We start from the raw sequence: 11967 nt of genomic DNA on the forward strand, positions 1-11967 counted from the left end.
CACCAGCATCGCCTCGGCCACGGCTTTGCGCCGGGCCTTGCCAAGCATTTGTTCGACCAGGGTCAGGGCGAACTCCAGCGCGGTGGCCGGCCCCTGGCTGGTGATGCAGTTGCCGTCCACCACCACCGGCTGGTCGACGAAGGTGCAGCCGGACAGGCGGTCGCTCATCGCCGGGTAGCAGGTCATGCGCCGCTGCCTGAGCACACCGTAGCCCTGCAAGGCCAGCGCCGGGGCGGCGCAGATGGCGGCGAATAGCCGACCCGCACCGGCCTGCTCGCGCACCTTGTCGGCCAGCGGCTCGTGATCGGCCAGGTGCTGGGCGCCCGGCAGGCCGCCGGGCAGCACGATCAGGTCGAACTCCTGGGCCAGCACGTCCACCAGCATGGCGTCGGCGGTCACCCGGGTGCCACGGGCGCAGGTGAACATGCGGCGCTCCTCGATGCTGGCGACCACGGTTTCCACCTCGGCACGGCGCAGCACGTCGATCAGGGTGATGGTCTCGATGTCTTCCACGCCGTCGGCAACGGCGATCAGGGCGCGACGGGTCATCTGTCTCTTCCCTCGGACGAAACCGATACTGTCCGTCCGGTCATAAATTCACCGCTCGGGGGTGAGCTGGTATAGTGCGCGGCTTTTCCGGACCCGGCCGAATCTGCGCTCGTTCTTCTTCGAGCTGGCAGCCTTTGTGCTTTGCTTTCGCAGTCCGCAAATCGTTGCCGCACCAGCCCCACGGGAGCCCCACCATGCTGGAAAAGCTGTTCCAACTCAAGGCGCACGACACCAACGTGCGCACCGAGATTCTCGCCGGCCTGACCACCTTCCTGACCATGGCGTACATCCTGTTCGTCAACCCGGCGATCCTCGGCGAAACCGGCATGGACAAGGGCGCCGTGTTCGTCGCCACCTGCCTGGCCGCGGCCATCGGCTCGGCGGTGATGGGCCTGATCGCCAACTACCCGATCGCCCTGGCGCCCGGCATGGGCCTCAACGCCTTCTTCACCTACACCGTGGTGCTGCACATGGGTTACACCTGGCAGACCGCGCTGGGCGCGGTGTTCATCTCCGCCACCCTGTTCTTCCTGCTGTCGATCTTCCGCATCCGCGAGTGGATCGTGAACAGCATCCCGCTACCGCTGCGCTCGGCCATCGCCGCCGGCATCGGCCTGTTCCTCGCGCTGATCGCGCTGAAGGAGGCCGGCCTGGTGGTGGATAACCCGGCCACCCTGGTCGGCCTCGGCGACCTGACCGCCCCCGGCCCGCTGCTGGCCGTGCTCGGCTTCTTCCTGATCGTCGCCCTGGAGGCCCGCCGTGTGACCGGCGCGGTGATGATCGGCATCCTCGCGATCACCGCCCTCGCCATCGCCCTGGGCGTGACTCCGTTCGGCGGCGTGGTGTCGATGCCGCCGTCGCTGGCGCCGACCTTCCTCCAGCTGGACATCGCCGGGGCCTTCGAAGTGGGCATGATCAGCGTGATCTTCGCCTTCCTGTTCGTCGACCTGTTCGACAACACCGGCACCCTGATCGGCGTGGCCAAGCGCGCCGGCCTGATGAGCAAGGACGGCCACCTGCCGAAGATGGGCCGCGCCCTGATCGCCGACAGCACCGCCGCCATGGGCGGCTCGCTGCTCGGCACCAGCACCACCACCAGCTATATCGAGTCCGCCTCGGGCGTGGCCGCCGGCGGCCGCACCGGCCTGACCGCCATCGTGGTCGCCGTGCTGTTCCTGCTGGCGCTGTTCTTCGCCCCGCTGGCCGGCACCGTACCCGCCTTCGCCACCGCGCCGGCGCTGCTGTTCGTCGCCGTGCTGATGACCTCCGGCCTGGCCGAGATTGACTGGGAAGACATCACCGTCGCCGCGCCGGTGGTGATCACCGCCCTGGCCATGCCGCTGACCTTCTCCATCGCCAACGGCATCGCCTTCGGCTTCATCGCCTGGGTGCTGATCAAGGCGCTGGCCGGCCGTTTCCGCGACCTGAACCCGGCCCTGGTGATCCTCGCCGCGATCTTCGTGGTCAAGTTCGCCTTCGGCGCCAGCGCATGATCCAGGTGCGCGACGACGCGGCCTACGCCGCCCAGCTGGACGAGAAGGTCGCGTGCCTGCGCGAGCTGCTGGCGCCCTTCGTCGCGCCGGAGCCGCAGGTGTTCGACTCGCCGCGCGAGCACTACCGGCTGCGCGCCGAGTTCCGCCTGTGGCGCGAGCAGGAAGAGCGCCACTACGCGATGTTCGAGGCCGGCGACAAGCACACGCCGATCCTGATCGACGAGTTCCCCATCGCCAGCGCCCGCATCAACACGCTGATGCCCCGGCTCAAGGCCGCCTGGCAGGCGAGCCGCACGCTGTCGTTCAAGCTGTTCCAGGCCGAGTTCCTCACCACCCTGGCCGGCGACGCGCTGATCACCCTGTGCTACCACCGCCCGCTGGACGCCGCGTGGCAGGCCGAGGCCGAGCGCCTGGCGGCGGACCTGGGCGTCAGCCTGGTCGGCCGCTCGCGCGGCCAGCGCCTGGTGATCGGCAAGGACTACGTCGAGGAAGAGATGACGGTGGCCGGCCGCGCCTTCCGCTACCGCCAGCCGGAGGGCGCGTTCACCCAGCCCAACGGCACGGTGTGCCAGAAGATGCTGCAGTGGGCCTACGATGCCCTGGGCCAGCGCGACGACGACCTGCTGGAGCTGTACTGCGGCAACGGCAACTTCACCCTGCCGCTGTCCACCCGGGTCAGGAAGGTGCTGGCCACCGAGATCAGCAAGACCTCGGTGAATGCCGCCCTGGCCAACCTGGCCGACAACGGCATCGACAACATCGAGCTGGTGCGCCTGTCCGCCGAGGAGCTGACCCAGGCCCTCAACGAGGTGCGCCCGTTCCGCCGACTGGCCGGCATAGACCTGAAGGCCTACGACTTCGGCTGCGTGTTCGTCGATCCGCCGCGCGCCGGCATGGACCCGGACACCTGCGAACTGACCCAGCGCTTCGACCGCATCCTGTACATCTCCTGCAACCCGGAGACCCTGGCCGCCAACATTGCCCAGCTGAACGATACCCACCGCATCGAGCGTTGTGCGCTGTTTGACCAGTTTCCGTGGACGCACCATATGGAAAGCGGCGTATTGCTGGTACGGCGCTGATGGAAGCGCCTGGATTCCCGCCTGCGCGGGGATGACGAGGTAGGGGGGGAGTTTCTTCCGAAACCGTCATTCCCGCGCAGGCGGGAATCCAGGGGCAGGCAGCTGCAGCGTTCAGATAGAGGCGCTTGACCGCGCAGCACTTAGGGTGGGTAGCCGCTTGCCGGCGTAATCCACCGACGGTGGCGCGATCAATTGCTCTAGTGGGTTACGGTCTGTGGCCCAACCACCCTACCGGCTCCCAGACAGGCTTCCTCAGGGCAGCTGTAGCGTCTGCAACACGCAACGGAGACATAGCCATAAAAAAGCCCCGGCATGCCGGGGCTTTTTCGTTGCAGGGCGTGGTTGGGTTGAGGAGCAGAGAAGCCCAACGGTTGGGCCGCGCGGGCCCCGTGTCGGGCTTCGCTACGCTCAACCGCCACCTACGGACGTACCGACACCCAGACTCAGTCCGCTGCCGGCGCAGAGGCCAGGCTGGTCCGCTCGTTCCAGCCGCCGCCGAGGGCCTTGTACAGGTTGACCTCGCTGGTGAGCTGGTTGAGGCGGTCGCCGATCAGTTGCTGACGTGCGCTGAACAGCTGGCGCTGGGCATCGAGCACGGTCAGGTAGCTGTCCACTCCGGTGCGGAAGCGGCGCTCGGCGAGGCGGTAATACTCCTCGCTGGTATCGACCAGGGCACTCTGGGCGGTGAGCTGCTGCTCATAGGTGGTACGCGCGGCCAGGCCGTCGGCCACTTCCTGGAAGGCGACTTGGATCGACTTCTCGTACTGGGCCACCTGGATGTCCTTCTGCACTTCGGCGTAGTCCAGGCTGGCGCGCAGCCGGCCGGCCGTGAAGATCGGCAGGTTGATCTGCGGCTGGAACAGCCAGGTGCCGGAGCCACCGTCGAACAGGCCGGACAGCTCGCTGCTGGCGGTGCCGGCGTTGGCGGTCAGGCTGATGGACGGGAAGAACGCCGCGCGTGCGGCGCCGATGCTGGCGTTGGCCGCCTTCAGCGAGTGCTCGGCCTGGCGCAGGTCCGGGCGGCGCTGCAGCAGTTCGGACGGCAGCCCGGCCGGCACCTCGGCCAGCAGGTCGTCGTTCAGCGGCAGGCCGGCGGGGACTTCCGCCGCGCCGCCCAGCAGCATCGCCAGGGCGTTGCGGTCCTGGGCGACCAGGCGGCTGTACTGGGCCAGGCTGGCCTCGGCGCTCTGCACCGCGGTGCGCGCCTGGCTCAGCGACAGCGCATCGGCCACTCCGACGTTGAAGCTGCGCTCGGTGAGGGCGTAGCTCTTGCGGTAGGTGTCCAGGGTGTCGCGGGTCAGCTGCAGCAGTTCCTGGTCGGCCTGCAGGGTCAGCCAGGCGTTGGCGACGCTGGCCACCAGGGCGATCTGCGCGCTGCGCTGCGCTTCCTCGGTGGCGAAGTACTGCTCCAGGGCCTGCTCGCTGAGGCTGCGTAGGCGGCCGAAGAAGTCGATCTCCCAGGCGCTGGTGCCGACGGTGGCGCTGTACTGGCCGCCGGTGGTGGCCTCGCCGGTCTGCGACAGGTCGCCCGGCAGCCGCTGGCGGGTGCCGCTGCCGCTGGCGGAGATGGTCGGGAACAGCTCCGAACGCTGGATGCGGTGCTGGGCGCGGTAGGCCTCCACGTTCAGCGCGGCGATGCGCAGGTCGCGGTTGTTGGCCAGGGCCACTTCCACCAGGCGTTGCAGCGCCGGGTCGCGGAAGAACTCGCGCCAGCCCAGGTCCGCCGCAGCGGTATCGGTCTGCGCGGCGCCGCTGGCGGTGTAGGCCTCGCCTTGCGGCCAGTCGGCGGCTACCGGCGCCGCGGGGCGCTGGTAGTCGGGGATCAGGCTGCAGCCGCCGAGCGCGACGGCCACTGCCAGGGTCAACAGGGAATGCCTCACTGCAGGGCCTCCTTCTCGGTGGCCGGTTCGGCCCGCTTCTTCTCGAACAGCGAGCAGACCAGCACGTAGAACAGCGGAATCCAGAAGATCGCCAGGATCAGGGCGCTGAGCATGCCGCCGATCACCCCGGTGCCGATGGCGTGCTTGCTGCCGGCGCCGGCGCCGCTGGCGATGGCCAGCGGCAGCACGCCGAGGATGAACGCCAGCGAGGTCATCACGATCGGCCGCAGACGCATGCGGCAGGCCTCGATGGCCGCGTCGACCAGGCTCATGCCCTGCTCGTACTGGGCCTTGGCGAACTCGACGATGAGGATCGCGTTGCGCGCCGACAGGCCGATGGTGGTGAGCAGGCCGACCTGGAAGAACACGTCGTTGGACAGGCCACGCAGACTGGTGAACAGCAGCGCGCCGATGATCCCCAGCGGCACCACCAGCATCACCGAGAACGGCACCGACCAGCTCTCGTACAGCGCCGCCAGGCAGAGGAACACCACCAGCAGCGATATGGCGTACAGCGCCGGGGCCTGGGCGCCGGATAGGCGTTCCTCGTAGGACAGGCCGGTCCAGGCGTAGCCGACGCCTTCCGGCATCTGCCGGGCGATTTCCTCCACCGCGACCATGGCGTCACCCGAGCTGTAGCCGGGCGCCGGGGCGCCGAGGATCTCCACCGCCGACACGCCGTTGTAGCGCGCCAGCTTGGGCGGGCCATAGGTCCACTCGCCGCTGGCGAAGGCGCTGAACGGCACCATCTGGCCCTGGTCGTTGCGCACGTACCACTTGTTCAGGTCTTCCGGGCTCATGCGCGAATCGGGCGCACCCTGCAGGTACACCTTCTTCACCCGGCCGCGGTCGATGAAGTCGTTGACGTAGCTGGCGCCCCAGGAGATCGACAGGGTGCTGTTGATGTCCGCCAGGGACAGGCCGAGGGCCCGCGCGCGCTCGTCGTCGATCAGCAGCTGGTACTGCGGCTCGTCGTACAGGCCGTTGGCGCGCACGCTGTCGAGCACCGGGTGCTCGTTGGCCAGTTGCAGGAACTTGTCCCGCGCCTGGTTGAGCACTTCGTGGCCGACGCCGGCCTGGTCCTGCAGGAACAGGTTGAAGCCGGTGGCGTTGCCCAGCTCCATCACCGCCGGCGGGGCGAAGGCGAACACCATGGCGTCGCGGAAGCTGAAGAAGTGCTGCTGCGCGCGATGCGCCAGGGCAGCCACGCCGTTTTCCTCGCCGGGGCGGTCACCCCAGGGCTTGAGCATGATGAAGGCCATGCCCGAACTCTGGCCGCGACCGGCGAAGTTGAAGCCGGTAACGGTGAACACCGACTTGACCGTGCTGGCCTCGTCCTCGAGCAGGTACTGGCGCATGTCGTCGACCACCGCCTGGGTACGCTCGGCGCTGGAACCGGCCGGGGTCTGCACCTGGGCGAACAGCACGCCCTGGTCTTCCTCGGGGAGGAAGGCGGTGGGGATGCGGGTGAACATCCAGATCATGATGCCGACGATCACCAGGTACAGCAGCAGGTACGGCGCCTTGCGCTTGAGCATGCCGCCGACGCCGCGCTGATAGGCGTTGCTGCCACGGTCGAAGACGCGGTTGAACCAGCCGAAGAAGCCGCGCTTGGCCTCGTGGTGGTCGCCGTCGATGGGCTTGAGCAGGGTGGCGCACAGCGCGGGGGTGAAGATCAGCGCCACCAGCACCGACAGGCTCATGGCCGAGACGATGGTGATGGAGAACTGCCGGTAGATCACCCCGGTGGAACCGCCGAAGAAGGCCATCGGCAGGAATACCGCCGACAGCACCAGGGCGATACCGATCAGGGCGCCCTGGATCTGCCCCATGGACTTGCGCGTCGCCTCCCTGGGCGACAACCCATCCTCGCGCATCACCCGTTCGACGTTCTCCACCACCACGATGGCGTCGTCCACCAGCAGGCCGATGGCCAGCACCATGGCGAACATGGTCAGGGTGTTGATCGAGAAGCCGAAGGCCGACAGCACGCCGAAGGTGCCGAGCAGCACCACCGGCACCGCCAGGGTGGGGATGATGGTCGCCCGCAGGTTCTGCAGGAACAGGAACATCACCAGGAACACCAGCACGATGGCCTCGAACAGGGTGTGCACCACCCCCTCGATGGAGGCCGAGATCACCGGCGTGGTGTCGTAGGGGAAGACCACTTCCATGCCCGCCGGGAAGAACGGCTCCAGGTTGGAGATGGTCTCGCGCACCGCCTTGGCGGTGTCGAGGGCGTTGGCGCCGGTGGCCAGCTTGATCGCCAGGCCGGAGGCAGGCATGCCGTTGTACTGGGCGTTGATCGCGTAGTTTTCGCCACCCAGCTCGACCTTGGCCACGTCGCCCAGGCGCACCTGGGAACCGTCGCGGTTGACCTTGAGCAGGATGTTGCGGAATTCCTCCGGCGTCTGCAGGCGGGTCTTGCCGATGATGGTGGCGTTGAGCTGGTTGCCCGGCGCGGCCGGCAAGCCGCCGAACTGGCCGGAGGAAATCTGCACGTTCTGCGCCTGGATGGCGCTGCGCACGTCCACCGGGGTCAGCTGGAAGTTGTTCAGCTTGGCCGGGTCGAGCCAGATGCGCATCGCGTACTGGGCGCCGAACACCTGAAAGTCGCCCACACCCTTGGTCCGCGAGATCGGGTCCTGCAGGTTGGAGACGATGTAGTTGGACAGGTCCTCGCGGGTCATGCTGCCGTCGCGGGAGACCACGCCGATCACCAGCAGGAAGTTGCGCACCGACTTGGTCACGCGGATGCCCTGCTGCTGGACCTCCTGCGGCAACAGCGGGGTGGCGAGCTGCAGCTTGTTCTGCACCTGGACCTGGGCGATGTCGGGGTTGACCCCCTGCTCGAAGGTCACGGTGATTTCCATGCTGCCGTCGGAGTTGCTCGACGAACTGACGTAGCGCAGGCCGTCGATGCCGTTGAGCTGCTGCTCGATCACCTGCACCACGGTGTCCTGCACGGTCTGCGCCGAGGCGCCCGGGTAGGACACCTGGATGCCGACGGCCGGCGGCGCGATGCTCGGGTACTGGTTGATGGGCAGCTTGAGGATGGACAAGCCGCCGGCCAGCATGATCACCAGGGCGATCACCCAGGCGAAGATGGGCCTGTCGATGAAGAACTTCGACATCGTTCGCTCCTTAGCGGCTCTGGACCAGGTCGTCCGACTTCGGCTTGTCGCCGGCGACGTTGGTGGCTTCTTCAGGGATCACTTCGTCGCCCGGCTTGATGAACTGCAGACCCTCGGTGATCAGCTTGTCACCCGGCTTCAGGCCCTCGCTCACCAGCCAGCGGTTACCAGCGGTGCGCTCGGCCTGCAGCTTGCGCAGCTCAACCTTGTTGCCTTCGCCCACCACCAGCGCGGTGGCCTGGCCCTTCGGGTCGCGGGTCACGCCCTGCTGCGGAGCGAGGATGGCCTGCTGGTTGACCGCAGAGCCGAGCTGGGCGTGGACGAACATGCCCGGCAGCAGCAGATGGTCGGGGTTGGGGAACACCGCGCGCAGGGTCACCGAGCCGGTGCCCTCGTCCACCGAGACCTCGGAGAACTCCAGGGTGCCCTCATGGGCGTAGGCGCTGCCGTCCTCCAGAGTCAGCTTGACCTTGGCGGCGTTCTCGCCGGCCTTCTGCAGCTTGCCGCTCTCCAGGTCGCGGCGCAGGCGCAGCAGGTCCTTGGTGGCCTGGGTCACGTCCACGTAGATCGGGTCGAGCTGCTGGATGGTGGCCAGCGCCGTGCTCTGGCCGTTGTTGACCAGCGCGCCCTCGGTGACGGCGGAACGGCCGACGCGGCCGGAAATCGGTGCCAGCACCTTGGTGTAGCGCAGGTCGATGCGCGCCCGCTCCAGCGCCGCCTCGGCCTGCAGGCGCGCGGCCTGGGCCTCGTCGTAGGCCTGCTTGCTCACCGCCTGGTCGCTGACCAGGTCCTTGTAGCGCTCGGCCAGCGACTGGGTCGAGGCCAGGGTGGCCTGGGCGCTCTTGTAGCTCGCCTGATAGACGGACGGGTCGATCTGGTACAGCTGCTGCCCGACCTTGACCTCGGAGCCCTCGGCGAACAGGCGCTTCTGGATGATGCCGTCGACCTGTGGACGCACCTCGGCGATGCGGTAAGCGCTGGTGCGCCCCGGCAGCTCGGTGGTCAGGGTATACGGCTGGGCCTGCAGGGTGACGACGCCCACCCTGGGCGTTTCCGCGGCGGGCGGCGGGGCGCTTTCCTGGCAGCCGGTAAGCACCAACGTAGCCAGAGCGACGGCGGAAACCATAGCTGTGAAGGCTGGCTTCTTCTGCATCTGAATCGACCTCATGTCATGGAGACGGCTCGGTCATGAGAAGACCGGGCGCGGGGAAGGAATAACGTTTAGCTGGCTAACAAATATACTTACATACTAGAATGTTTGTAAATGAGCGAACCCCATCGCATTCGTAACTTTTCTCGATCTTTACTCAGACGCCATGGCCCGACGCACCAAAGAGGAAGCCGAAGAAACCCGCCAGCGCATACTCGACGCCGCCGAACACCTGTTCCATGAGCGCGGCGTCTCGCGCACCTCGCTGGCGGACATCGCCAGCGGCGCGGGGGTGACCCGCGGCGCCATCTACTGGCACTTCCAGAACAAGGTCGACCTGTTCCAGGCCATGCTCGAGCGCCTGCATCTGCCGCTGGAGGAACTGGCCCAGGCCAGCGAACGCGAGGACGAGCCCAACCCCCTCGGGCACACCCGCGAACTGCTGGTGCGCCTGCTGCGCAACGTCGAACTGGACCCGCAGAGCCGGCGCATCCAGGAGATACTGCAACACAAGTGCGAGTACACCGACGATCTCGGCGACCTGCGGCAGAAGATGCAGGCGCTGCACATCGAATGCGACGAGCGTATCGAGAAGTCGTTACGCAACGCGGTCAGCAAGGGCCAGTTGCCCGCCGAGCTGGACTGCCGCCGCGCCACCCTCTGCCTGCACGGCTACATCCACGGCCTGCAGGCCAACTGGCTGCTGGCCTCGGGCGGGGACTCGATGGCCGAGCAGGCGCCGATGCTGGTCGACGCCCTGCTCGACATGCTGCGCTGCAGCCACGCCCTACGCCGCGCCTGAGCGGCGGCGCAACAGCCAGAACGCCAGCCCGGCCGAAACGCCCTCGAACAGCATCGCGTAGAGGTTGAAGGTTTGCTGCGCACCGCCGTCGAGCGCCAGGCCGCCCAGGCGGGCGACCAGCAGACTGGCGTAGAGCAGCACCAACAGCATCAGCGCGGGGCGCAGCAGGTCGGCGCGCAGCAGCGCCAGCACCATCCACACCGCCAGGCCCAGCTGCAGGCCGCCGTAGTAGGCGCGGACATCGGTGACGGCGGCCGGCTCCATCAGCAGCATGCCGCTGAGGTTGGCCATCTCCTGCGGACGGATGAAGTAGGCCAGGCCGATACCGGCCAGTAGCAGGGCCTGGACGGCCAACAGTATGCGAGCGGGCAGCATCGGCGGTCTCCTCGGAGGGTGTCCCGCGAGCATAGGACGCATCGTCGCAGGCGGAAACAGTCACGATGTGGGACTGTCGAAGCGGCAGCGCTATCCTGCCGCCCATCCACTCCGCCGAGGAATCCGCCATGCGTCTCCTGCCTCTCGCCGCCCTCCTGTTCGCTACCGCCAGCCAGGCCGCCGAGCCCATCACCATGGACGTCCACCGCGACGTCAACTGCGGCTGCTGCAAGGCCTGGATCAGCCATCTGGAAGAGAACGGCATCAAGGTCAACGACCACGTCGAGGACGACATGAGCGCGGTCAAGCAGCGCCTCGGCGTGCCGCCACGCCTGGCTTCCTGCCACACCGGCGTGATCGACGGCAAGTTCGTCGAGGGCCACGTACCGGCCCGCGACATCCTCGCCCTGCAAGGCCGTCCCGACCTGCTCGGCGCCGCCGTGCCGGGCATGCCCCACGGCTCGCCGGGCATGGAGACCGGCATGCAGCACGCCTATCAGGTGATCGGCCTGGACCGGGACGGCAAGGAGCAGGTGCTGGCCAACTATCCCGCCGAGTGATCGCGGACTGGCGCGCTCCCGCCGAGACGGCGACACTATCACTCCCGACAGACTGAAGGAGCGCGGCCATGCGCTGGGAAAGAGGAAGACGCAGCGACAACGTGGTGGACGCCCGTGGCCGCAGCGGCGGCATGCGCTTCGGCGGCGGCAAGGGCCTGAGCCTGGGCGGTATCGCCATCGTGGTGGTGGTCGGCCTGCTGATGGGCCAGGACCCGCTGACCATCCTCGGCAACGTGGTCAACCAGGGCATGCAGCAGGGCGCCCCGGTGCAGGAGCAGAGCGCCCCGGCGGCCAACGACCAGCAGAGCGAGTTCGTGCGCGCCGTGCTGGGCGATACCGAGGACACCTGGCGCGCTCTGTTCCAGGCCTCCGGCAAGCAGTACCAGGACCCCAAGCTCGTACTGTTCAGCGGTGGCGTGCGCTCGGCCTGCGGCTTCGCCGACGCCGCGGTCGGCCCCTTCTACTGCCCCGGCGACCGTCAGGTCTACCTCGACCTGTCGTTCTTCCGCGAGATGGAGACCCGCTTCTCCGCCGCCGGCGACTTCGCCCAGGCCTACGTGATCGCCCATGAGGTCGGCCACCATGTGCAGACCCTGCTCGGCGTCTCGGCCAAAGTCAACGCGGCGCGCCAGCGCGGCCAGCGGCTGGAAGGCGACAACGGCCTGCTGGTGCGCCAGGAGCTGCAGGCGGACTGCCTGGCCGGCGTCTGGGCGCACCATGCCCAGCAGCGCCTGGACTGGCTGGAGCCGGGCGACCTGGAAGAGGCGCTGAACGCCGCCAACGCCATCGGCGACGACCGTCTGCAGAAGCAGTCCCGCGGCACCGTGGTGCCGGACTCCTTCACCCACGGCACCTCGGCGCAGCGCATGCGCTGGTTCAAGACCGGCTTCGAGAGCGGCCAGCCGGGGCGCTGCGACACCTTCGCCGCGACCAAGCTGTAGA

10 protein-coding genes are annotated in these 11967 nt (G+C 68.0%); 5 read left to right on the top strand and 5 right to left on the bottom strand.

The genetic code is table 11. The features are described 5' to 3' along the window. A partial coding sequence (locus N5D30_RS23345; protein ID WP_279910914.1) for a DJ-1 family glyoxalase III occupies positions 1-549 on the bottom strand: 549 nt, incomplete at its 3' end. A gap of 194 nt (positions 550-743) precedes the next feature. Between N5D30_RS23345 and N5D30_RS23350 the strand changes: the two genes are divergently transcribed. Together N5D30_RS23350 and trmA are read left to right on the top strand one after the other, a co-directional pair. Then, positions 744-2042: an NCS2 family permease gene (locus tag N5D30_RS23350; protein WP_279905645.1), complete on the top strand. Its 1299-nt coding sequence runs from the start codon at positions 744-746 to the stop codon at positions 2040-2042. Beyond that, a complete protein-coding gene (gene trmA / locus N5D30_RS23355) occupies positions 2039-3124 on the top strand; it encodes a tRNA (uridine(54)-C5)-methyltransferase TrmA (RefSeq protein ID WP_279910915.1) in 1086 nt (361 codons plus the stop codon). Before N5D30_RS23350 ends, trmA begins: the two co-directional genes overlap by 4 nt. A 443-nt stretch (positions 3125-3567) precedes the next feature. On the opposite strand, the gene N5D30_RS23360 is transcribed toward trmA, so the two are convergent. Genes N5D30_RS23360 through N5D30_RS23370 form a run of 3 tightly spaced genes read right to left on the bottom strand, consistent with a single transcriptional unit; the run spans position 3568 to position 9291 of the window. Then, complete coding sequence (locus N5D30_RS23360) at positions 3568-5004, bottom strand: AdeC/AdeK/OprM family multidrug efflux complex outer membrane factor (RefSeq protein WP_279910916.1); 1437 nt, start codon at positions 5002-5004, stop codon at positions 3568-3570. Further along, a complete protein-coding gene (locus N5D30_RS23365) occupies positions 5001-8138 on the bottom strand; it encodes an efflux RND transporter permease subunit (protein WP_279910917.1) in 3138 nt (1045 codons plus the stop codon). The genes N5D30_RS23360 and N5D30_RS23365 overlap by 4 nt, the downstream gene beginning before the upstream one ends. A 10-nt stretch (positions 8139-8148) precedes the next feature. Then, positions 8149-9291, bottom strand: coding sequence for an efflux RND transporter periplasmic adaptor subunit (locus tag N5D30_RS23370; RefSeq protein ID WP_279910918.1), 1143 nt, complete (start codon positions 9289-9291; stop codon positions 8149-8151). Positions 9292-9454: 163 nt separating this feature from the next. On the opposite strand from N5D30_RS23370, the gene N5D30_RS23375 reads away from it, so the two are divergent. Beyond that, complete coding sequence (locus tag N5D30_RS23375) at positions 9455-10090, top strand: TetR family transcriptional regulator (protein ID WP_279910919.1); 636 nt, start codon at positions 9455-9457, stop codon at positions 10088-10090. Here N5D30_RS23375 and N5D30_RS23380 read toward each other — a convergent pair. After that, a complete protein-coding gene (locus N5D30_RS23380) occupies positions 10076-10465 on the bottom strand; it encodes a DUF4345 family protein (RefSeq protein WP_279910920.1) in 390 nt (129 codons plus the stop codon). The two genes, N5D30_RS23375 and N5D30_RS23380, sit on opposite strands and share 15 nt — an antisense overlap. 128 nt (positions 10466-10593) lie before the next feature. Here N5D30_RS23380 and N5D30_RS23385 point away from each other — a divergent pair, with 128 nt between their 5' ends. Together N5D30_RS23385 and N5D30_RS23390 are read left to right on the top strand one after the other, a co-directional pair. Then, positions 10594-11025 carry a DUF411 domain-containing protein gene (locus N5D30_RS23385; RefSeq protein ID WP_279910921.1) on the top strand — a complete coding sequence of 144 codons (432 nt, stop codon included), beginning with the start codon at positions 10594-10596 and terminating at the stop codon, positions 11023-11025. Positions 11026-11093: 68 nt separating this feature from the next. After that, positions 11094-11966 carry a zinc metallopeptidase gene (locus N5D30_RS23390; RefSeq protein WP_279910922.1) on the top strand — a complete coding sequence of 291 codons (873 nt, stop codon included), beginning with the start codon at positions 11094-11096 and terminating at the stop codon, positions 11964-11966. Position 11967 lies beyond the last annotated feature (1 nt).

Source organism: Pseudomonas sp. GD03875 (assembly GCF_029840585.1).
GTDB lineage: Bacteria > Pseudomonadota > Gammaproteobacteria > Pseudomonadales > Pseudomonadaceae > Aquipseudomonas > Aquipseudomonas paralcaligenes.

Bases quoted from the DNA above. Each gene is read 5' to 3' on its own strand.
- N5D30_RS23390 (WP_279910922.1), top strand. From the start codon at position 11,094: ATGCGCTGGGAAAGAGGAAGACGCAGCGACAACGTGGTGGACGCCCGT.
- N5D30_RS23385 (WP_279910921.1), top strand. From the start codon at position 10,594: ATGCGTCTCCTGCCTCTCGCCGCCCTCCTGTTCGCTACCGCCAGCCAG.
- N5D30_RS23370 (WP_279910918.1), bottom strand. From the start codon at position 9,291: ATGCAGAAGAAGCCAGCCTTCACAGCTATGGTTTCCGCCGTCGCTCTG.
- N5D30_RS23375 (WP_279910919.1), top strand. From the start codon at position 9,455: ATGGCCCGACGCACCAAAGAGGAAGCCGAAGAAACCCGCCAGCGCATA.
- N5D30_RS23365 (WP_279910917.1), bottom strand. From the start codon at position 8,138: ATGTCGAAGTTCTTCATCGACAGGCCCATCTTCGCCTGGGTGATCGCC.
- trmA (WP_279910915.1), top strand. From the start codon at position 2,039: ATGATCCAGGTGCGCGACGACGCGGCCTACGCCGCCCAGCTGGACGAG.
- N5D30_RS23380 (WP_279910920.1), bottom strand. From the start codon at position 10,465: ATGCTGCCCGCTCGCATACTGTTGGCCGTCCAGGCCCTGCTACTGGCC.
- N5D30_RS23350 (WP_279905645.1), top strand. From the start codon at position 744: ATGCTGGAAAAGCTGTTCCAACTCAAGGCGCACGACACCAACGTGCGC.